Below are 20,756 nucleotides of genomic sequence, written 5' to 3' on the forward strand. Positions count from 1 at the left end.
TCACTTATCCAAAAATTCTATTCCACACAAAAAGGATTGTGAAAAAAAACGTGTCACAACCCTTCTTTCGAATAAATAGTGTTCCAAAGACAACCTACGGCAATAGCGCACAGATTTATAACGTACAGGAAATAATTTTCGTAAATTCCTTCTTATTCCTTGAAGCTGACAAGTTCGTCAATCGCCACTGCTTTTCCTGAAGCAATAGAGTGATTTGCTGCAATTCCTGTCAAGATCGACAGGATACCATCTACGTGAGTTGCTGCTCGATTCCACGGATCTTCTTCCTTTGCTTCGCCAAATAGATCATCCAACAAACGTGGATCTCCTCCGCCATGTCCGCCTGCTTCTTGTTCAACGATTACCTCATAGGGTTCACCGAACATCGGATAGAGCTGGATGGACTGAAGAACGGCTGCTCCCTCGTCTGTTTTATCTCCACCAGCGTTGATATAGGACTTTTCGATCACTTTCATTTCGATCCGTCCTTTGCTGCCATTAAAAGAAACATTGAATCCTTCCCACGGCATATACGCATTTAGCGAATACGTCAATATCGTACCAGTCTCGTATTTGACCGTCACTCCTAACGTATCTTCAATAGAGATATCATCGGAAAATACACTGCGATCACGAATGTATCCACTGTCTTCTTCTGCTTCTAAATACATTTCTCGTAATTCCTCATTGGCTGATAGATCTATAGCAAATGGATCATTTTTGGCTAGTTCGCTTCCATAGCATCGACTATAAAATGTTTCTACTCCGCGTTTTTCCGCATTATGCATTCCATAAAAATTCAATTCACCAAATGCGAATACCTTTTTTGGCTGGCTACTCAACCAAAAGTTCACCAGATCAAAATGATGGGTAGATTTGTGCACGAGAAGTCCGCCACTATTGTGTTTATTTCGATGCCATCTTCTGAAATAATCTGCCCCGTGCTGCGTGTTCAGCAACCATTCAAAGTGGATAGAGAAAACATCGCCGATTATGTCTTTTTCCAGCAGTTCCTTTATCTTCGTGTGATATGGCGCATAACGATAATTGAAAGTGACTCGCAGATTCCTTCCCGTTTGTTTTTGGACAGTTATTATTTCTTGCGCTTTTTCCTCATCAATAGTCAGAGGTTTTTCGCAAATAACATCATACCCTTTTCTCATTGCACGGATGATATAATCATGATGCGTTCGATCTACTGACGTAATAATGACTTCATCTGGCTGTACATCATCCAGTAGCTGTTCAAATTGCGATGGCATACATGTCTTTACTTTCTTCTGTCCATACTTGTTCACAAGTACTCGATTTGCATAATCCATTCTTGTTTGAGACACATCACAAAAACCGACCAGTTCACAAGTTTGATGATACGTAGAGGCAATTGCCTCATAAAAAAAGCGAGCTCTTCCGCCAAGACCGACTTGTACATATTTTTTCTTCATTTAAACTCATTCTCCTTTTCTTTTAACCAGCATGCCGTGACAAACGGCAGTCCAGGATACAGCAATGCAGCAAGTAAAAAATCATACTGTATACACCAAAACAGCACATACAAAAGACAGAAATACCACAGAAACCCTTTGACGTTTTTTGACAACAGCCAGATATTCCTTTTGATCAAATAAATAAGACTATCTGCTTTCTCTTCTTTGCAGACATCAATTAGCGTACTAAAAAAACCATGGGATACAAAAAGCAACAGACACAATAGAAAAGGAATCAGATACCAAGCATCAGCCTTTTCTATGAACAAATACCAATCAGCTGCAAAAATAAGAACGAACAGCTGAAACAACGCAACAATGAAACATGACCTTTTGATTTTTTCTTTCCGCCAACCTACCTTCTTTTCCGCCAAATAATGGGCAGATAGATAATAAGCAGGATACATCATCAAAAAATAAATCAGATAGATAACATGAGCAGAAAGCGTTAATCCTAAAGTGAAAAAACATCCTAGAAAAAAAGCGAAAAGACCATGACTGATAAGACTGGTTAAAAAAATCCGACAGAAATAGTAGTTGATCTTGTAAAGAAACATCTCCTCTATTGGCTTTTTCATATTCAGCCTTTCAAGCCGCTTGTACTGATTCCTTGAACGAGATATTTATTGAAGAATAAGAAAATCAGAAAAACCGGCAGCAGAGACAGCGTAGACATCGCAAACATACTGGCGTAAGTCGTGCTAGATCCAGCATCTGCAAATAATTTGATGGCAATCGATACGGTATAAGATCTCGGCTTGTTCAAATAGATCAGCGGTCCCATAAAGTCAGCCCATTTCCAATAAAACTGGATAATGATCGTGGTGATGATCGAAGGTTTCAGCAAAGGAAAAATAATTTTGGTAAAGACACTATATTTGCTGCATCCGTCAATAATCGCAGATTCATCTAACTCTTTGGGGATACCAACCATGAATTGCATGATCTGGTAAATAAAAAATGCTTGTCCAAAAAAGTGCGGTAAAATCAGCGGCACATACGTACCAACCAAATTCAGCCGATTGTAAATAATAAACTGCGGAATCAAAATCACTTGTGCAGGAATCATCATCGTTACTAACATGACGACGAACCAGAACCTTTTTCCTTTGAAATCGATCCTCGATAATGCGTAAGCAATACAAGTCGAGCTCAGCACTATCCCGATCGTTGATACCGCAGAGATGACAAACGAATTCTTAAAGAACGTGAAAAATGAGATTCCAGCAAAACCTGCCCATCCTTCTGCGTAATTTTCCCATCGAAAAGTTTCTGGAATCAAATTCAGTGAACCACTCAGAATCTCTTGATCCGTTTTAAAAGAACCTGCGATCATCCATAAGACTGGATAAATCATGACTAGACCTAATAGCAAAATAAACCCGTACTGGAACCATTTCATTACTGTTTTATTCATTTTTTCCTCCCCATTCACACAACGACCCATTTTTTTGATGATTTGAAAATCAGAAAGGTGACAGCACCCATGATCAACAGCATGATCCACGAAATAGCACTAGCATACCCCATAGAATTAAAAGAGAATGCTTGGTTATACACATAAAGAGCATAAAAGTTCGTGGCATCATTCGGACCACCTTGGGTAATGATGAACGCTTGCGTGAAAGTCATAAACGCTGCAATCGTCTGCATGACCAAGCTATACAAAATGATTGGCGAAAGAAGAGGTAGCGTGATCTTGTAAAACGACTGCCATTTGTTCGCTCCATCGATCTCTGCCGCTTCATAATACGAGGCTGGGATCTCTTTGATACCTGCAGCAAAGATGATCATTGCCGAACCGAATTGCCAAGCAGACATCAAAACAAGAGGGATCATGACCAATTTTTGATCGCCAAACCAGGAAAGTGCTGGTGCGCCTAGTCGTTCTAGAAAAATATTCACTAACCCATTTTTAGAAAACAATTCTCGCCACACTAGAGCAATAGAAATACTGCCGCCAATTAAACTAGGTACATAATACAAAGAACGAAAGAAAGTCGTTCCTTTGATATTTCTCGTTAAAAGATAAGCAATCAATAGACCAAAGATCAGTTTCACAGGCACAGAGGCAAATACATAGAGAAAAGTAACTCGAATGGAGTTCAAAAAACGAGCATCACTTAGCATTTTTATATAACTATCCAAGCCGATCCATGAGACTGGATTCCCCAGACGATAATCGGTGAACGAATAATAAAGAGACAAGATTATCGGTATTACCGTTATCAATAGAAATCCTAGAATAAATGGAGAAGCAAATACGTAACCGACCACGTTATCTTGATTCATGAATCGTTTTAGTTTTTCTTTTTTCATGCTTTCCTCCTGTTACTATTCCAGAATGTTTGAAGCAAACTCATAAAGACTCTCTGCTGCTTCTTCTGCCGTCATTTCTTCATAGATGACTTTTTCTACCAAAAGATTGTATTGATCTTGGATCTCTGGATTTAAAGCGCTGTCAAAAACATTTACTTCACCGTTGTCCATATCGGAGATCATTTCTAAATAGTCGAATGTCGCTTGTAAAGTTGTATCATCTGTCTGAGCGAGTTGTTCTCGAATATTGGACATGATTGGTACACCGCGTTCTCCTTTTAAAATCTCATTGGCTTCTTCACTGTTTTGGAAGAAATCAATAAATTTAGCCGCTTCTTCTTTGTGTGCTGAATTTTTTGCCATACTCAGCATTTGCGAAGAACGTAAAGGAATACCAGATTCTCCATCTGCTTTTCTGCGAGGGGGATTAATCAATCGAATTTCCATGTCTTCAGGAGCGCCTGACAAAATTTCTGTCAACTGGTTACTTGATAGAAAAACCATCGCTGCTTCGCTATCTCTAACTGCCTGAAAAGACAGATCTGTCGTACTTGCAGCTCCACCACCCGGTTCTGGATGGGCACCTTTGTCTACCAGATTTTTACGCAGTTGGAAAAAATCTGTTAAATAATCCGGATTTTCGAATCCCAAACTGTTAGATAAATCCTCCTGATTATAAAAATTCAATCCTTTCTCAACTTGCGGTATTTGAATAATACAGCCAGCTATAAAATCTTCGAACCTTGAAATAGCATAGATCCCTAATTCTTCAGTGATTTGATAGCTGATTTGTTCAAATTCTTCCCATGTCCAATTGGAAGCAGGTTCAGGGATACCTAATTGTTCAAATATATTTTTATTGTAAGCAATCGCAAACGAGTTCACCCCGTTGGACAGTCCAACTAATTGCCCGTCGTAAATCGTCGTTGCCAAATAGGATTCATCTGCATTAGAAACATCAATTATCCCTTGCTCCACATATTCATCTAATGGTTCAATCTGATTGATGTATTGAGGAAATTGATTATTTAATTGAAAAATATCCCAGATATCATTTGATGCTGCTAGCATACCTAATTTTGTGTAATATCCTTCATAATCATAGAATTCATACTCGATCGTCACATGAGGATTTTTTTCTTCGTAAAGCTCGATTACTTTTACCGTTGCATCGTGTCGAACTTGTGAACCCCACCAAGCCATGTTCAACGTGATTTTTTCGTCATCCTCTTGCCCACAAGCCGTCAAGAATAATAACATAACACTTAATGCTAAGATGATTCTCATTTTTTTCTTCATTTTCTACACCTCTACTTCCATTGACATTTTTCAATATACTGTATTTTTATACAGTATATATTTATAAAACTATCTTTTTTAAAGGCGAATAAAAACCAAGGCTTGCCTTTTTGTTCTGCCTAGGATGAACAACTCAATACTTTCAAGGAAAATTAGATAGTGCTGATTCTTTTTCCATTGCTACAAACACTTCTTGCTTCAATGATGGGAGGATAATTGCGCAAAGAAAAAAGGATATCAGACAACCGTCCAATATCCTTGACATAGCTAAATAAGCGTGCCACTCTGCGTATATTATTCCCTAAAAAATCAGAAAAAATAACTAGTAATTCTGTATGAAATTAGGTACAATATACACGTCGATGCACAAGCATTGACTATGGCAACTTGATTGGTCAGTTCCCGCTGACTTTTCAAGCCCCGGCGATTTAGCTGCTACTAAATTGCCGGGTGCCTTTTTTAGTTTTTATTCGTTTTTCATTCTATAGAAAGCGCTTCAATAAATCAAGACATTTTTTTGACGTAAAGCTAATAATAACAACATATTCCGACCGTTTATATGTACATTACAGATAAAAAAACAAAAAAATCTTCTTTTATTTCTGAATTTCGAACAAATAGGACCAAGTATAAAAGAGGTCGCGAGCCTGCCATTCAGCTCCGAGTCACAAGAAACAATTTAAAAAAAACAGCTTCCCATGTTTGATGAATATTGTGACTTGTGACCGAGGAATTGGTAAGAGAACACCATTTAACCGGAAAAAGAGCGTGGGACAAAAGTAAAGAACACTTTTGTCTCACGCTCTAAATACGTATAAACGGCGGAAGCAGAAGCAACTCCTTCGGAAATAAGCTGAAATTCACAAAAATTTGAAAAGCAAATTTCGTGAATTCCTTTTTATTTCTTGGAGTTAAACGCTTCTGTCCCAGCCTCTACTTCTTACCTGTTATCCATGTTTCCTTTTTCAGTTTCCCGATATTTTTCCATTTTACGACTAAAAAGCTCTCCGCTACTTGGCGGCGTATACGTGATGGCATTTGCTCCTGCTTGAATGGTCTCAGCAATACTTTCTTCCGTTGGTCCGCCTGTCGCAATAATAGGAAGTTCAGGATACTTTTTACGAAAATGACGTACTGCTTCTGCAGTTTCTTTTCCCGCACTGATATTGATAATCGAAATACCAGCTGCTAGCTTTTCATCAATTTCTGTATATTTCGATGTTACCGTACTGATAACTGGGATATCAACTACTCGACAAACTTCTTTCACTGTCTCTAAAGGTGTAGGACCATTCAAAACGACCCCTAAAGAACCTTGCGCTTCTGCAAACATGCTCATGTAAGAAGAACGAGCACCTTGTGTCAATCCGCCTCCTACACCGGAAAAAACCGGAATATCAGCTGCCTCAATGATACTTTTAGTAATTGCTGGATGTGGTGTAAAAGGATACACAGCAATTACTGCATTCGCATTTGTATTTCGTATGATTGCGATATCCGTAGTAAAGATGATCGAACGAATCAATTTTCCAAATATCTTGATCCCGCTTGCTTCTAAAATGATTTCCGGTACTCTTACGATATCTTTTCTCAATTCCGTCATGATTTCCGGCGTAAATTGTTCTGCCATCAGCCACTTCTCCTTTGCTATCTCCGGTCATACTGATTCAACTGGTACGTCTCGATGACCTGGATGATTTTTTGCGCATAACCGGGGTCTGTCGCATAACCTGCATCTTGCAATGCTTGTGCGGCTTCCTGATAATTGGTGGCCGTAATCACTTTTTCATACAGTGCAGGATTCCAATCTACTCCTTGGACGAACAGTTGTGTATGGTCATCCATGGACTGTTCCCATGAATCATACACTTTGAAGTCTCCTTGGATAGTTATCCATTCTTCGTTAACAAATTCCTTTGTTTCCAGGCTTACTTTCTTCTGATCCCCATAAGCCTTGATCCCGAAAAGATTATTGTATTTGCTAGCCAAGGTACTTTTTCCCCAATTCGATTCTAATATAGCTTGTCCTAAAATGATACTAGGAAGCACTCCATAACCATCTTGTAGTTCTTGGGCATGTGGAACAAGCCGTTCAATAAATTGCTGATGGGATTGCGCTTCATTTTCTTGCTGATTATCAGTAAAAGGAGAAGACAGATTCTTCAAGGAAAAAACAAAGGCTAGGAGTATCACTACTACACCGGCAACCACTGCTGGCCAACGGATATTCTTACGCTTTTGCTTTTTCCACTTTTTTTTCGCCATGATCAATTCCTACTTTTCATTTAATTCATTCAGATATTCTTCTAGCGTCAATTGGTGTTTGGTGATATACTCAGCATTTTCTTTACCGACATAACGTAAGTGCCAAGGTTCATATGTGATTTTAGTTATATCTTCGCGTCCTTTTGGATAACGAACGATAAATCCATACTGCGCAGCATTCTCTGCAATCCATTTAGCTCCAGGCTGATCTCCGTAACTTGCATCCAATACAGTAGAAGGATAACTGTTGTACCAGTTTTGATCGACGACATCGACTGCCAGACCTGTGTGGTGTTCGCTGTATCCTGGCTCCGTAATCGTTTCTTTAGTGATTTTTGTCGCCTCCTCTTCTGATACACCTTGGCGACTCATCACATCTTGGACATTTTGTTCGAAAACTTGTTGTTGGGATGATACAGACCGGTAAGCTGAAACCATAACTAACGGAAACCCAGCTTCTTCGGCAGCTTTAGCAAATGCTTCATATTCCGGAGCAATACGTTTGTCGATCAAATAGCCATTACTCAATGATGCCAATTGAGTAGACTCATCGATTTCTTTTTCTAATTTGTGATCTGGACCAACCAAAACTAGCTGCCAATCGTCTGTTTTAACATCTGGCAATTGTTTGGATGTACGATCTTGTGTTTCTTTGTCCTTTGCCTTGCTGCTTGTTGTTTGACTGTTCTTTTCTTTACTAGCAGTTGTTTTGGTGCTTGTTCGTTCGACCGTTTGATTGCCGGCTTGAACATGCGCGTCATCATCGCTAAAAATAACATAGCCCATTGCTGCGATCATAATCACAACTGCTCCAATTCCTAAAAATTTATTCACTTGAAAAATCCTTTCGTTGTTCTTCACGTTCCCCGTTCGTATCATGAACGTAAGTTTCTTCCAGATTTTCATTCACCCAATCAAGAAGTTCGATTTTTTCTCCTTCAATCTGTTTTTGAACATCTGCTGGCAGACGAAAATTCAAAATATCGTCATAGCCCCATTCATCATATTGAATACTTACTTTCAAGTCAAGGTACCTACCAGCCTGCTGATTGTTTTTCAAAGGAATCAGCTCGACTTTTGCTGCTTTGCTGCTTAGCCATTTTTGCGCGATACGTGTTTTAATTTGTTTATACTCTGCAACAGCAATATTTCGTTTCTCGGGAAAAATAATCGTTTGACGCAAAATCTTTTGCGTAAGCATCCATTCATAATCAGTGAAAAGATTTTTTACTTTCTGCATCGCTTCAGAAGGCAAATTTTTCTCGCCATCTTTCCATTTTTGCCATTGTTCTGGGCTGATCAGCAAGTATTCATCTAAAAAGTTTTTTTCAGTTTCAAACTGTTCCAATAATACACTCATAATAAGATCAATATATACTTGATGCACGTTTATCCCCTCCTTTTAACTATTCTACTTAAGTTTTAGTCAAAAAGCACCTGTTAAATCGCTGCTTTCATTTTTTTTAATGTTTCAAGTCCTCTCCCCTTCATTCTTCGTGATTTTTGTTATAATGATAGACAGAAAAGAATCTCAATCCAACTATGAAGGAGCGTTTTCAGATGAAAAAATATCAATGGGGAATCGTTGGACTAGGTACCATCGCACATGAGTTTGCCGAAAGCTTCAATCAAGAGACAAGTGAACTAACAGCGGTTGCTTCCAGAACTTCAGAAAAAGCGGAAAAATTCGCACACCGTTACAATATTCCAAAAGCTTACGGAAGCTATCAAGAAATGTTAGACGATGCTGAAATCGACATCATATACATTGCTGTACCAAATAAACAGCATATCGACCATATCTTGGCAGCATTGGAAGCAGGCAAACACGTCTTATGCGAAAAAGCCATCACGATGAACAAAAAAGAACTGGCTGACGCTATGCGTTTAGCAGAAGAAAAGAATCTGATTTTAGCAGAAGCCATGACTATCTTCAACATGCCGCTTTATCAGCAATTACGCTCAATAATGGATACAGGAAAACTAGGGGCTTTAAAAATGATCCAAGCACCTTTCGGCAGTTATAAGGAACCAGATCCAGAAAACCGATTCTTCAATCCTGAATTAGCTGGTGGAGCTCTATTGGATATCGGTACGTATGCGGTATCTTTCGCTCGTTTCTTTTTGAGTTCTCAGCCTGAAGTAGTTGCCTCTACAATGGTCCCTTTTGAAACAGGCGTAGACGAGCAATCAGTCACTATTTTGCGCAACAAAGAAAATGAACTTGCTGCTGTCAGCTTGACTTTTCAGGCAAAAATGCCAAAAGTCGGGATCGTTGCCTTTGAAAACGGCTATGTGACGATTGCTGATTATCCTCGTGCGGATCGTGCGGAGATCCTATTTACAGACGGTACGAAGGAATTCATCGAAAGCGGGCGTACTTCTGAAGCCATGAATTACGAAATAAACAATATGGTACACATGATCGAAGGTGACTTGCCAAATCGTTCTCTCTTCTTGACAAAAGATGTCATCGACATCTTGGATCAAATGCAAGTTTTATGGAAAAATATGTAATTTTAAAAGGTTGTGAAAAAGCAGCTTAGTTTCGAGTATTAAGAAAAATTTTGTGAAAATGGCTTTCCACATTTTTGCATAAATTTGGCTTAATACCGAGAAACTGGCTTTTTGAACACCGTTTATACCAAGAGGTCGTGAGCCTGCCGTTCAGCTCCGAGTCACAAGGAGCAATTTCAAAAACAGCTTCTCATGTTTGTTGAATATTGTGACTTGTGACCGAGGAGTTGGCAGGAGAACACCGTTTAAAGAAGAGGTTGTAAAATCAGCGTTTTGACCTGAATATTAGAGAAATAAACGGAAAAATAGTTCCTCATATTTTGCCGTTTTTTGAGCTAATATCGAGAGTCAGCTGATTGAACACCGTTTAAGAAAGAGGTTGTGAAATCAGCTTTTTGACCTGAGTATTAGCTGAATTCAAAACCTCTATTTTTTGATTTTTTGTTGGGAGAATTCTGCCTTGATTTCAATAAAACTTTTAAAAGACTGCAAAAACTGGAACAATTCTGCTCGGTCCTCGAATTCAGGGCGGCTAGTCGGCAGAGGCATTTGCCGATACAATACATAAACTTCTTCAATACGCGCTAAGATTTGTCTGCCATCATTTGACTCTGAAAATGTTTCTGCCGTATAAATCAATAAACCGTAGATATGTTTTCCATAATAAGCTGGTTGTTGGATCCGCTCTAGATTTTCCAACATGTCTTTAATCACATTGACCTGGGCTCGTCTCATAGAGAAGTAAGTTTCATAGTATAGCGGCTGTCTGAGCCAGTAGTTTTCTTGATGTTCTCTGGCATCTTCTTGGCTTTCGCGAATGAATGTCAGCAAATGTTCGCATTTGATCTGCACATCTCCTTTATTTTCCGATAAAAGAAATTCTGCCATTTGTCTCAAGATATTCCGAAATTCTTTTTCAATCTGTATTTGGTTTTCCTTCAGCTGCTTCGTACGATCTGGCATATAGACATTCGCAAGCAAAGCAAATACTAATCCAATCGCCATTAATCCCGCTTCATTGCCGATCAGCTGCCAAGACATGTTTTCCTCCACTAAATAATGAGTGACCAAAACTGAATTTACGACGATTCCTTCAGTTAATTTGAAGCGAGAGGCAAGTGGGATGAACAGGAATAAAAAAAGACTGAAGCCAAAAATAGTATACCCAACAGCAAAAAAACTGAACAGCGCTGTTGCCGTAGTTAATATAAAGGCTGCGATTCGATTCATCCCTGTACGCAATGTAGAGCGTTTTGTATTTCCCACACTCAATAATGCAATGATTCCTGCAGCTGGCCAATACAATAGCGATAAGCTACCCGCTGTGACCATTGAAAAGAAGACACTGATCACCGTTTTGATTGTTCGCATTCCTATACGCATTTACTCCCCCCTTTTTCTGTTTTAATTATACTTGAATAATGAAAAACTAGCTATCAGACAAAAGTTTAGGTATGATGGTAAAAAGAACAAAAAGGAGAATCTCTATGCAATTTGGCCGTTTTCGACTAGGTATGCGTACGATCAAAAGTGCCTTAGCTGTTTTTTTATGTATCTTGTTTTTTCATTTGACTCAACGAGGAATCCCAATGATTGCTGCATTATCTGCTGTTTTTTCTTTGCGTCAGGACTTGACTACAACCGTTTCTTTTGGAAAATCTAGGATCATTGGCAACACATTAGGTGGTACACTAGCTATCATTTATTTTTTTGTCAAAAGCTATTTTCACAATGATTTTTTGGTAGAATTGATCCTGCTTCCTATTCTAGTAATTATTGTGATTGTCGTGTCAGACGGCATCAACAATAATTCCGGCATCATTTCCGCAATCGCTACGTTATTGCTGATCGCATTGAGTATCCCTCAAGGTGAATCTGCTTTGTACGCGATCCAACGAGTACTAGATACTTTTATAGGAACATTCATTGCGATCGGTATCAATTTCTTTCTTCGTCCGCCTGAAACAGAAAAGAAGGAAGAACTATCAGAAGATTTGGTCGAACTCCAAAAGAAAGAACGATTGCTGCGAACAAGTTTACAAGAGATAGAAGCTAAGATCCAAAAACAAAAGAAAAATAGCGAGGACTGATTTTCTTTTGAAATAACATAAAAAATGGAGAGAAGGACTTGAAAAGCCTTCCTCCATTTTTTATTGATCGGTGAAGTGTCCTACTTTATTCTTCCTTCATCGAGTGTTGTTCTGCCTCTTTTGGTGCTTCATACATATTTACTTGGCTAGTAGTCCCACGTGTCGACAAATTCTCTACGATTTCCTTCAAGTCAAGTCCTGTTGTCGCTTTTAATGTTTCTTGAGTAGTAGAAAGCAAGTTTGTGGCATAATTTGTCACTCGGTTCGCTCCACTGGTTTCTCCTGAGCTGCTTCCTGTATCGACAACAGAGATTTTTTCGATATTTCCTAGCGGCTGTGCTGCTTCGCGCATCAATTGCGGTAGCATATCGATAACCATACTCAAGACAGCTGCTTCGCCATATTCCTTGAAGGCATTGGCAATTTTTTGTTTTGCTTCGGCTTCTGCTTTTCCTTTTGCTAATGCTGCTTCTGCTTCTGCCTGTCCAGCTAACCTTGTCTTATTGGCTTCCGCTTCTGCTAGTGCTTCCACACGGAAACGTTCGGCTTCTGCTTCGGTCACTTCTTTGACTTTTTGAGCTTGTGCTTCTTGTTCTTTAGCGTAACGATCGGCATCTGCTTTTTTCTTCACTTCCGAATCGTATTGCTTTTCTCGACGTGTAATTTCTTTTTCTTCCAATTCGATTTGTTTTTGACGCTCTATGATTTTGATTTGCATTTCTTGCTCGATTACTTGTTGTTGCGCTCTGGCGCTTTCCAAGTTGTAGGCTTGGTCTGCTTTCGCTTTAGCAACATCTTGTTCTTGTTTGTAGGTTGCTAGTTTCAATTCTTTTTCTTTCAATGATTCGGCGATTTCTGTTTGTCGTTGTAATTCAGCTGCTTGTGATTCTTTTTCTGCTTGAGCTTTTTTGATACGCGTTTCTTTTAAAGCTTCTGCTTCTGCTATATCTGCATCTCTTTTGACTTGGGCGATTCTTGGTTTCCCTAAAGAGTCAAGATAACCATTTTTGTCTCTGACCTCTTTGATAGTGAAAGAAACAATGATTAATCCCATTTTTGCAAGGTCTACAGAAGCGACTTCTTGTACGCTTTGACTGAACTTATCACGATTTTGGTAGATTTCTTCTACAGTCATAGAACCTAGAATCGAACGTAAGTGACCTTCCAATACTTCTCTTGCTTCATTCTCCAATTCTTCTCTAGTCTTACCTAAAAACTGTTCTGCTGCTGTAGCAATCTCTTCTACAGAAGAACCAATTTTAATGATCGAAGTACCGTCACACATCACCGGTACGCCTTGTTCTGTATACACTTCTGGAGTAGAAACGTCCAATTTGCTAGATAATAGACTGATTCTATTCGAACGTTGGAAAACCGGTAAGACGAACGCTCCGCCTCCTCGCACGATTTTGATTTTGTTGTCACTTTCATCTTTGTGTACATTTTTGCTTCCTAAATAACTTCCACTGATGATCAACGCTTCATCTGGTTTTGCTGTTTGGTACTTCGCTACAAAGACGATCAGTAGCATCAGCAAAATCAACGCTGCGATTGCGATCGCGATAAAAACAACTGGTATTCCCATTTAACACACGCTCCTTTAAGCTTTTATCATGCTTTCATAAGGCATGACATAACAGATTCTTTCCTTGATCTCAATGATCAATACTTTCGTTCCCCGCTCCGCTATCTGTTCTTGGGGGCTGTAGAAACAAGCAGGACGACTAATGGAACCGGTAACACTTTTTAATTGGATTTCTCCCATGCCCCGTACAGGGATTGGTGTGATCACAACAGCTACTTGCCCTTCCAAAGTCTTTTCAGAAGACGACATCGTTGATTCGGCATGTTTCATCGGCATCAATAGATAGAAATTAAGCAAAAATACCAAAACTGTCGATATGGCTCCACTGGCAATAAATAAAAATAAAGAGGATTGATCCGTTAGACGCTCACCAAGAAAACCAAACAAACTTGTAAAAGTTAGCCAAGGGATAATAAGCATTGGATCAAGTGGGCCATCAAAGTCGAAGACATCTCCAAAAATAATCAAAAGAACTGCCAACCCCGCACAAATCAGCAATGTATACCAATAAATCGTCTCAAGTGCGATTCCCCCTATCATATACACGCCTCCTTCCATTTCTACGTCTATCATACCAATGTTTGAAAATTCTGTATAGCTTCTTTCACCGATTCAAAGGTATTTATTCATAGAAAGCTTCTATTTATCAATGCCAATTTGTTAATTTTCATTTTTCATGTTAAAATTTTCACAATAAATTCTTTCGAGGTAGCCTATGTTTCCTTTCCTTAAGAAAAAACCATTAAAGCTCCAAAATACGATCATTCTTGTCGTTTGTTTCTCCACATTCGTTTCTTTGATTGTTTCTGCCATATTGATTAGGAATTTTATTCTTTCGATGAACCGATCTAGTGTGTCAGATAGAATCTCTAGCATCGCTAAAATCGTTGCCAGCGATAAACTCATCCAAAAAAAGCTTCAGACTGGTGATCCGACACATGTGATTCAAGGAATCACGAATGAAATCATGGTGGCATCGAATTTAGATTTTATTGTTGTCATGGACCCTGAAGGCATTCGATATTCTCACGCAGACCCAAGTTACATCGGCCTTCCTTTCTCAAGTCATGAAGATGTGAAAAAAGTGATTGGAGGACAAGAATTTTTCTCTGAAAAAGAAGGAATGTTAGGGTTCGGCTTCCGCTATTTCGTCCCTATTTATTATGATCAAGAGATTATTGGTGCAGTTTGTGTTGGCTTGACGAACAACACGATCGACAATCAGGTCAAAGATGGACAAAAAATGATTGTTTTTTCATTGATCATCGGACTTAGCGTAGGCATCATAGGCGCCGTTTTTCTTGCCCAAAAAATGAAAAAAGTACTGCTTGGACTTGAACCACAAGAAATAGCGGAACAGTTAAGTGAAAAAACGATTATCGAAAATGAAGTAGATGAAGGAATATTGGCCATCTCTTCTGATAAAACTATCCTCTTGATCAATACACCTGCAAAAAATATTTTCTATCAAACAAAACGGCTGTCGGATTTCGAAGTAGGAAAAAAAATCAGCGATAATCTATATGACGTATTGTTTAAAGAGACAATCGAGCACCAAACGACTGTTCGGACTCAATCCATGTATTTAAATGGGATAGAAACTATTTCTAGCGTTACACCTCTTTTTAGCAATGACCGTTTTTTAGGAGCAGTCGCAACTTTACGAAATCGATCAGAAGTAATGAAATTAATGGAGGAGCTCGGGGGGATGAAACAATATATAAACTCTATGAGAGCTCAAACTCATGAATTTATGAATAAACTTCACGTCATTTCTGGCTTGATTGACTTGAAGAAATATGAAGAAGTCACCCATTTTATCCAACAGCTAAATCAAAATTATAAAAAAGAGATTGGTCAAGTCTCAAATCTGATCAAAGTCCCTGCGATTGCCGGTTTTTTATTAGGAAAAATAAACGAAGCCAAAGAACAATCTGTTGAAATGTTGTTAGAAAGCGATTCTTTTATCCCTAAAATGGAGATGGACGACTCCATCCATTCACTTTTGCAAGTGTTAGGGAACTTACTTGATAATGCTAAAGAAGCCGTACTTCAAATGCCTGAAAGAAACGGACAGGTTCGGCTCCATTTAAACTATGACACAGAAGCGGAAGTATTCATCGTGACCGTCTGCGATGACGGTGTCGGAATATCAGAAGAAATCTCAGAAAAAATATTTACGCTAGGTTTTTCGACGAAAGGAATCAATCGTGGATATGGGTTGAATATCATCCATTCAATTGTCAAACGTCACGGTGGGATCTTAGAATTTTCCAAACAAGCAAATGGCGGTACAATCGTCTATCTAGAATTACCAAAAAAGGAAGATCAAAATGATGACAAATGTCCTAATAATTGAAGATGATCCAATGGTTGCAGAATTGAATCGTACGTTTGTGGAAAGTATACCTAATATGAACGTAATCGAAAGTTTCAGAAATGTAGAAGAAGGAAAAAAATATTTCAGACAAAAAAACGCAGATCTGCTGTTGCTTGATGTATATATGCCTGGCGAAAGTGGTATCCATTTTTTATCTTGGCTGAGACAGCAAGGAAACGATATCCCAGTGATCTTGATAACCGCTGCAGATGATATCGAAACCATAAAAAATGTGATCCGATATGGTGCCTTAGATTATTTGATCAAACCCTTCACTTTGCAACGTTTCCAGTTGGCGATTGAAAAATACCTTGCTTTCTTCCAGACGATCCAAACGACTGAAAAAGCAGACCAGAAATTGATCGATCAAGTATTCAACCATACCACTCCCATTCACGAAACACCTTCATTCATTGATTTGCCTAAAGGTCTGTCAAAACTGACTTTAAAAAAAATCAGTGCATCTATCCTAAAAGAAGAGACTATTTTTTCAACAAAAGAACTGGCTCAAAAAAGTGCACTTTCACGTATCTCCGTCAAGAAATATTTAAATTTTTTGGTGGAACAAGATATACTGAATGAAAGAATCAGATATTTGGAGATTGGCCGACCACTAACCTGTTATGAATTGACAAAGAATGGGCGGAAAAAACTCACGGATTATTGTTGAGTCGTCGAGTTATCTAATACTAAATAAAGGCTGTGAAAAAAGTCTTGTCACAGCCTTTTTCCTACGATTAGTCAAGTAAAAGGTGTAAGAAAAATAGCTCATAAACGAAAGCGACAAAATCAAGGCACACCAAATAAAGCCTCGTTCGTAAAAAATTTTCGATCTGGGCAAAGAAGTGGTATACTGTAAGTGGTTTAGTTAATGGTCCACTGAGACCGCGTACGCATAGTCGTACTCTGTATGTGCCCTAACCATAGCGTGCATACATTTCAGAAGCTTGTTCATACAAGCAACTGTGGCAACCTTATCTTTCTTAGGGATAGGTTGCTTTTTTAATTTGTAGTAATAATCGACAATATGATTAGGAGCTGCGCGTTGCTGGCGAATCATATTTCGAATGGTGAAGAAAATAATTTTCCGTGCTTTGGGATTACCACGCTTATTGATGCGGTCTTGGCCAGTATACTTACCTGATTGATACCGTCGGATGTCAATTCCGACAAAGGCATTCAATTGTTTATGGGTTTTAAATCGTGTGATATCTCCTAATTCACCGAGCAATAAAGCGGCTGTGAGTGCGCCGATCCCAGGGAACGTTTGGTACAACAAAAAGCAAGGAGAGCCTTCGGCTTTTTTGATCATTTGTGTCGCCAGTGCTTCTTTTTGTTCGAGTAAATCTTGGAGAAGTTCGGCGTAATAAATCGTTTTTTGACAGTGGATACTGTCTTTTTCAACAGCTGGGTAGGCACACTGTGCATAGTGGATGATTTGATCTGCCTTTTGCTCGGCACGATTCGCGGAGATTTTTTTCCGTGTTTCGTTGATTAGTTTATTTTTTATTTTTGTCCGAGTAGATGCCAATACAAAATCTGGATGGGGAAAAAGACGGATCAATGTCAATGCGTAAGGGGTCAGCCTGTTTGAAAAGAACTGTTCAAGCTCTGGAAAAGTCAACTGAAGGCAGTTGTGTAAATCCATGCGCAGACGAGTGATTTTCTTCTCAATCTCTTGATAAAAACGGGCTAAATTGCGCATCTCTAAGTAAAAATTGCTTTGTACTTCTTTTGGCTGACGTTGATTTTTAAGATGAGTCTGTGCGAGCCGGTGGGCATCCGATTTATCTGTTTTCCAACTGCGTAAGGTGCTTTCTTCCATCTGTTTTTTCGCTTCTAACGGGTTTAACAAACAGTAAGAAAAGTGATGATCTTGAAAGAACTTTTCGACTGGTCTGGAATAAATCCCCGTTGCTTCAAAAACAATCAATGGACGTTCAGGCAAGTGCTGGATCTCTTCGAGTAATGCATGAAATCCTCTTTGAGTGTGTTCGATCTCGTCTTCAAATAAGCAGGTGTCGTCTTTGTATAGGACACTGTAGCTGTGTCCCATTGAAACATCTAATGCAAGAATGTAAGGCATTTGTATTCCTCCTTTTTAAGTTTTGAAAGAACTTTACTGCTTCATTTCGATTCCAATTTCCTATACACGGGCTCATGGCCCCAACATACGTAAACCTGATTCTAAAATGACAGTAAAGAAGTTCGGTTTTTGATAGGGACTCGTAGTCCTCAAGGCTTTGTTCGAACTTTCTTTCACTCTTCACTATAATCTAAAAATAGAAAATAGAGGAGAACATCATTCGTCAATGATGTTCCCCTCTAATCTTAGTATGTTTTTCCGAATAAATGGTGTTCCAGAAGTAGCTTCTTCGAAAAATAAGCCGAAATTTCACAAAAATTTGAGAAGCAATTTTCGTCAATTCCTTCTTGTTTCTTGAAGCTGACCACTTCTGTCACAACCTCTATTTTTAAACATATTAGTGGTGCGTGCCCATGTTTCCTTATTTTAATTGACGCGCTTTAGGAAGAGATACCTCATTTTTCGTTTTTCCAGTTTCTATTATTTCGCGGAAGTTCTCGAAGCTTGTCGAAATCATATTTGACAATGCCTCATCTGTATTTGAACCTACATGAGGGGTTATAAGAACTCTAGGGTACAATTCTACTAGTTGCTGGATAGCAGGATCTGGAATCATCTCCCACGGCTTGAAAGATCGGAAAAAGACATCTGTTTCATTTGCAAAAACATCGGTTGCAAAACCAGCTAAATGTTCACTTTTCAAAGCTCTTAAAATAGCTTCATTATCTTGAAGCTCTCCACGAGCTGTATTGATCAAGATACTGCCTCTTTTCATTTGAGCCAAAAATCCTTCATTGATCATTTGATCGTTTTCACCTGGGATGTGAGGTACATGGATACTGACGATATCGCTTTTTGCTAACAATTCTTCGAGTGAGTGAAACGTCAATACTTTTTTAGCAGCTTCTGTCTGATGGATATCATAGCCGATCACTTTGGCTCCTAGCCCCTTAAACAAAACTGCTTCCGTCAATCCTATTCTGCCTGTTCCTATGATACCTACTGTGCAATTTCTGATTTCACGGCTAAACATTTGTTCATCCACTCGAAAATCTTTGAAAGATGTTCGGATCGTCGTATACGCTGTATTTCTCAAAAGCATCATGGCAAAAGTCAAAGATAATTCTGCTATAGCATTTGGCGAATATGATGGGACACGGGCTACTGTCATACCAAAATCAGCTGCCGCTTGTAGATTGATATGATTGACTCCCACAGTTCGGGTAAAAACATAGCGGATCCCATATTTCTGCATTTTTGCAAGATTGATCTCATCTGCTATACAATTTCCTCTCAGCAGTACAGCATCATGGGCCATAGCTGATTCAATATTGTCATGCGTCAGTAGTTCTTCATAAAGACTCAGTTCATAATGGTAAATATTCAATTGCTCAAAAAAATCGATCTCATTCGGACGAACACCATAACATGCGATTCTCATACTTTCCTCCTCCATTTCCTATCAAAACAAACCTATGCCGTGAATCATTTGCAATACAACGATCCATACAGGTGTCAGTACTACAGCAAAAATAGTTGACAGTAAGGATGCATTAGAGGCTAAAAGTGCCTCCCTATCAAAACTGATAGCATAGGCTGCTGCCACAGTTGCGGCTGGTGTAGCCATCATGATAACAATCGTTGCCAGTGCTTCAAAATTGACCGGTAGAATATTTGTTGCCGTCAAAACTGCTAAAATCACGATATTCAATGCAGGTACAAATACCACTTTGACTAAACTGTAATACCATGATGTTTTTTCAGAAGCAGCTTTTTTGAAACTTACTTCACCTAATGTTGCGCCGATTGCTAGCCATGCCAATGGCGAACTTAAACCAGCTAAATAATCCATTGGCTGAAATAGCCAAGGTGCTGTCTGGTCAATTCGCAAAAACGCTACTTGGCTTATCTCTCCTTCTGCACCTGTAATTGACACTTGTGGAAGATATCCTTGGAACAGCCAAATGAAAAGGCCGGCAAAAGTAGCGATGATGATTGGATTAACGAACATCGCTTTGATATTTTTGGCTTCCATCTTCAAGCCACTCATTTTTATGTATCCATAAGAATACAAAAAGATCCGATAACCAATGTTGAAAATCGAGGAATACATCACGCCGACCGGTCCATAAATCGCACTGACAATCGGTGTCCCGAAAAAGGTCGTAGAACCAAAGATTGTCAGGACACGCAACGTTGATTGCTTATCCCCTTTATAACTTAAGAAAAATGGCCTTGAAACTAGAATAAGAATAATATAAATCACTAACCCCCAAATCAAGACATTGATTCCTTGCATCAATAGTTCTGTATTGATATCTTGCATGAAAGCTCGAAATGCAAGTGCTGGCAGAGCCGCTGTTAAGACAACTTTCGATAGGATTTTTCCAACAGATTCAGAAAAAATTTCCTTTTTTCTACAAATAAACCCTAATAATATAATAAAAACTGTTGAAGTGATTGCACTAACAATCGACATATCTGTCAAAGTCGATCGGAAAATATCAAATAAATTCATCTTTTCCCTCCTATTAATGTTCATTTATTCACAATTCAAAATGTTTTTATTTAGCTAATACGTATTAACATTTTTTATTTTATCTTTATATTGTTAACTATTGAACAATAAGGAATTAAAGAAACTTTTGAAACTTATGTAAAGTGATATTCGTTAGAACACAAAAAGGAGCGTGGGACAAAAGTAAAGAACACTTTTGTCTCACGCTCT

At 38.8% G+C, this 20,756-nt stretch carries 19 protein-coding genes; 4 read left to right on the forward strand and 15 right to left on the reverse strand.

Translation table 11 applies throughout. From position 1 onward, the window contains the following. Positions 1-152: 152 nt before the first annotated feature. The 9 genes from IGK53_RS07515 to IGK53_RS07555 form a co-directional block, all read right to left on the reverse strand. Positions 153-1,445, reverse strand: coding sequence for a Gfo/Idh/MocA family protein (locus IGK53_RS07515; protein WP_002292243.1), 1,293 nt, complete (start codon positions 1,443-1,445; stop codon positions 153-155). Beyond that, positions 1,442-2,065, reverse strand: a complete 624-nt coding sequence (locus IGK53_RS07520; RefSeq protein ID WP_002329117.1) for a hypothetical protein — start codon at positions 2,063-2,065, stop codon at positions 1,442-1,444. The genes IGK53_RS07515 and IGK53_RS07520 overlap by 4 nt, the downstream gene beginning before the upstream one ends. Before the next feature lie 2 nt (positions 2,066-2,067). Further along, positions 2,068-2,904, reverse strand: coding sequence for a carbohydrate ABC transporter permease (locus IGK53_RS07525; RefSeq protein WP_002329116.1), 837 nt, complete (start codon positions 2,902-2,904; stop codon positions 2,068-2,070). A 14-nt stretch (positions 2,905-2,918) separates the two neighbouring features. Then, the gene (locus IGK53_RS07530; protein WP_002292246.1) at positions 2,919-3,806 is read right to left on the reverse strand and encodes a carbohydrate ABC transporter permease; all 888 of its coding nucleotides are present in this window, start codon (positions 3,804-3,806) and stop codon (positions 2,919-2,921) included. A 15-nt stretch (positions 3,807-3,821) separates the two neighbouring features. Next, positions 3,822-5,105 (reverse strand): ABC transporter substrate-binding protein, encoded by a 1,284-nt coding sequence (locus IGK53_RS07535; RefSeq protein WP_002329115.1) that lies wholly within the window; start codon positions 5,103-5,105, stop codon positions 3,822-3,824. Positions 5,106-6,045: 940 nt separating this feature from the next. Next, on the reverse strand, positions 6,046-6,735 hold the full coding sequence (locus IGK53_RS07540) for a hypothetical protein (protein ID WP_002293277.1): 690 nt from the start codon (positions 6,733-6,735) through the stop codon (positions 6,046-6,048). A 17-nt stretch (positions 6,736-6,752) separates the two neighbouring features. Then, positions 6,753-7,370 (reverse strand): glycoside hydrolase family 73 protein, encoded by a 618-nt coding sequence (locus IGK53_RS07545; RefSeq protein ID WP_002315168.1) that lies wholly within the window; start codon positions 7,368-7,370, stop codon positions 6,753-6,755. Between the two features lie 9 nt (positions 7,371-7,379). Further along, the gene (locus IGK53_RS07550; RefSeq protein WP_002329114.1) at positions 7,380-8,204 is read right to left on the reverse strand and encodes a M15 family metallopeptidase; all 825 of its coding nucleotides are present in this window, start codon (positions 8,202-8,204) and stop codon (positions 7,380-7,382) included. After that, positions 8,197-8,757, reverse strand: a complete 561-nt coding sequence (locus IGK53_RS07555; protein ID WP_002293272.1) for a hypothetical protein — start codon at positions 8,755-8,757, stop codon at positions 8,197-8,199. The genes IGK53_RS07550 and IGK53_RS07555 overlap by 8 nt, the downstream gene beginning before the upstream one ends. A 173-nt stretch (positions 8,758-8,930) precedes the next feature. On the opposite strand from IGK53_RS07555, the gene IGK53_RS07560 reads away from it, so the two are divergent. Then, the gene (locus tag IGK53_RS07560; protein WP_002293271.1) at positions 8,931-9,887 is read left to right on the forward strand and encodes a Gfo/Idh/MocA family protein; all 957 of its coding nucleotides are present in this window, start codon (positions 8,931-8,933) and stop codon (positions 9,885-9,887) included. Positions 9,888-10,313: 426 nt separating this feature from the next. Here IGK53_RS07560 and IGK53_RS07565 read toward each other — a convergent pair whose 3' ends face one another. Further along, positions 10,314-11,270 (reverse strand): aromatic acid exporter family protein, encoded by a 957-nt coding sequence (locus IGK53_RS07565; protein ID WP_002292925.1) that lies wholly within the window; start codon positions 11,268-11,270, stop codon positions 10,314-10,316. A 104-nt stretch (positions 11,271-11,374) separates the two neighbouring features. Here IGK53_RS07565 and IGK53_RS07570 point away from each other — a divergent pair, with 104 nt between their 5' ends. Next, positions 11,375-11,977, forward strand: a complete 603-nt coding sequence (locus IGK53_RS07570; RefSeq protein ID WP_002292924.1) for an FUSC family protein — start codon at positions 11,375-11,377, stop codon at positions 11,975-11,977. Between the two features lie 85 nt (positions 11,978-12,062). Here IGK53_RS07570 and IGK53_RS07575 read toward each other — a convergent pair whose 3' ends face one another. Then, complete coding sequence (locus IGK53_RS07575) at positions 12,063-13,562, reverse strand: flotillin family protein (protein ID WP_002292923.1); 1,500 nt, start codon at positions 13,560-13,562, stop codon at positions 12,063-12,065. Positions 13,563-13,577: 15 nt separating this feature from the next. Beyond that, positions 13,578-14,102, reverse strand: coding sequence for an NfeD family protein (locus IGK53_RS07580; RefSeq protein ID WP_002292922.1), 525 nt, complete (start codon positions 14,100-14,102; stop codon positions 13,578-13,580). A 175-nt stretch (positions 14,103-14,277) separates the two neighbouring features. Here IGK53_RS07580 and IGK53_RS07585 point away from each other — a divergent pair, with 175 nt between their 5' ends. Together IGK53_RS07585 and IGK53_RS07590 are read left to right on the forward strand one after the other, a co-directional pair. Next, positions 14,278-15,921 carry an ATP-binding protein gene (locus IGK53_RS07585; RefSeq protein ID WP_430604680.1) on the forward strand — a complete coding sequence of 548 codons (1,644 nt, stop codon included), beginning with the start codon at positions 14,278-14,280 and terminating at the stop codon, positions 15,919-15,921. Beyond that, positions 15,896-16,612, forward strand: a complete 717-nt coding sequence (locus IGK53_RS07590) for a response regulator (protein ID WP_002292916.1) — start codon at positions 15,896-15,898, stop codon at positions 16,610-16,612. The genes IGK53_RS07585 and IGK53_RS07590 overlap by 26 nt, the downstream gene beginning before the upstream one ends. A gap of 198 nt (positions 16,613-16,810) precedes the next feature. On the opposite strand, the gene IGK53_RS07595 is transcribed toward IGK53_RS07590, so the two are convergent. The 3 genes from IGK53_RS07595 to IGK53_RS07605 form a co-directional block, all read right to left on the reverse strand. After that, positions 16,811-18,028 carry an IS110 family transposase gene (locus IGK53_RS07595; protein ID WP_430604681.1) on the reverse strand — a complete coding sequence of 406 codons (1,218 nt, stop codon included), beginning with the start codon at positions 18,026-18,028 and terminating at the stop codon, positions 16,811-16,813. Between the two features lie 421 nt (positions 18,029-18,449). Next, positions 18,450-19,469: a 2-hydroxyacid dehydrogenase gene (locus IGK53_RS07600; protein ID WP_002291563.1), complete on the reverse strand. Its 1,020-nt coding sequence runs from the start codon at positions 19,467-19,469 to the stop codon at positions 18,450-18,452. A 21-nt stretch (positions 19,470-19,490) separates the two neighbouring features. Continuing rightward, complete coding sequence (locus tag IGK53_RS07605) at positions 19,491-20,546, reverse strand: AEC family transporter (protein WP_002291564.1); 1,056 nt, start codon at positions 20,544-20,546, stop codon at positions 19,491-19,493. Positions 20,547-20,756: the final 210 nt, after the last annotated feature.

This window comes from Enterococcus sp. DIV1224, from assembly GCF_050555455.1.
Classification (GTDB): domain Bacteria; phylum Bacillota; class Bacilli; order Lactobacillales; family Enterococcaceae; genus Enterococcus_B; species Enterococcus_B lactis.

Excerpts from the sequence above, each read along its gene's own strand:
- IGK53_RS07575 (WP_002292923.1), bottom strand. The coding sequence starts at position 13,562 with ATGGGAATACCAGTTGTTTTTATCGCGATCGCAATCGCAGCGTTGATT.
- IGK53_RS07570 (WP_002292924.1), top strand. The coding sequence starts at position 11,375 with ATGCAATTTGGCCGTTTTCGACTAGGTATGCGTACGATCAAAAGTGCC.
- IGK53_RS07535 (WP_002329115.1), bottom strand. The coding sequence starts at position 5,105 with ATGAAGAAAAAAATGAGAATCATCTTAGCATTAAGTGTTATGTTATTA.
- IGK53_RS07530 (WP_002292246.1), bottom strand. The coding sequence starts at position 3,806 with ATGAAAAAAGAAAAACTAAAACGATTCATGAATCAAGATAACGTGGTC.
- IGK53_RS07600 (WP_002291563.1), bottom strand. The coding sequence starts at position 19,469 with ATGAGAATCGCATGTTATGGTGTTCGTCCGAATGAGATCGATTTTTTT.
- IGK53_RS07545 (WP_002315168.1), bottom strand. The coding sequence starts at position 7,370 with ATGGCGAAAAAAAAGTGGAAAAAGCAAAAGCGTAAGAATATCCGTTGG.
- IGK53_RS07520 (WP_002329117.1), bottom strand. The coding sequence starts at position 2,065 with ATGAAAAAGCCAATAGAGGAGATGTTTCTTTACAAGATCAACTACTAT.
- IGK53_RS07565 (WP_002292925.1), bottom strand. The coding sequence starts at position 11,270 with ATGCGTATAGGAATGCGAACAATCAAAACGGTGATCAGTGTCTTCTTT.
- IGK53_RS07560 (WP_002293271.1), top strand. The coding sequence starts at position 8,931 with ATGAAAAAATATCAATGGGGAATCGTTGGACTAGGTACCATCGCACAT.
- IGK53_RS07590 (WP_002292916.1), top strand. The coding sequence starts at position 15,896 with ATGATGACAAATGTCCTAATAATTGAAGATGATCCAATGGTTGCAGAA.
- IGK53_RS07540 (WP_002293277.1), bottom strand. The coding sequence starts at position 6,735 with ATGGCAGAACAATTTACGCCGGAAATCATGACGGAATTGAGAAAAGAT.
- IGK53_RS07580 (WP_002292922.1), bottom strand. The coding sequence starts at position 14,102 with ATGATAGGGGGAATCGCACTTGAGACGATTTATTGGTATACATTGCTG.
- IGK53_RS07525 (WP_002329116.1), bottom strand. The coding sequence starts at position 2,904 with ATGAATAAAACAGTAATGAAATGGTTCCAGTACGGGTTTATTTTGCTA.
- IGK53_RS07595 (WP_430604681.1), bottom strand. The coding sequence starts at position 18,028 with ATGCCTTACATTCTTGCATTAGATGTTTCAATGGGACACAGCTACAGT.
- IGK53_RS07585 (WP_430604680.1), top strand. The coding sequence starts at position 14,278 with ATGTTTCCTTTCCTTAAGAAAAAACCATTAAAGCTCCAAAATACGATC.
- IGK53_RS07515 (WP_002292243.1), bottom strand. The coding sequence starts at position 1,445 with ATGAAGAAAAAATATGTACAAGTCGGTCTTGGCGGAAGAGCTCGCTTT.
- IGK53_RS07605 (WP_002291564.1), bottom strand. The coding sequence starts at position 20,546 with ATGAATTTATTTGATATTTTCCGATCGACTTTGACAGATATGTCGATT.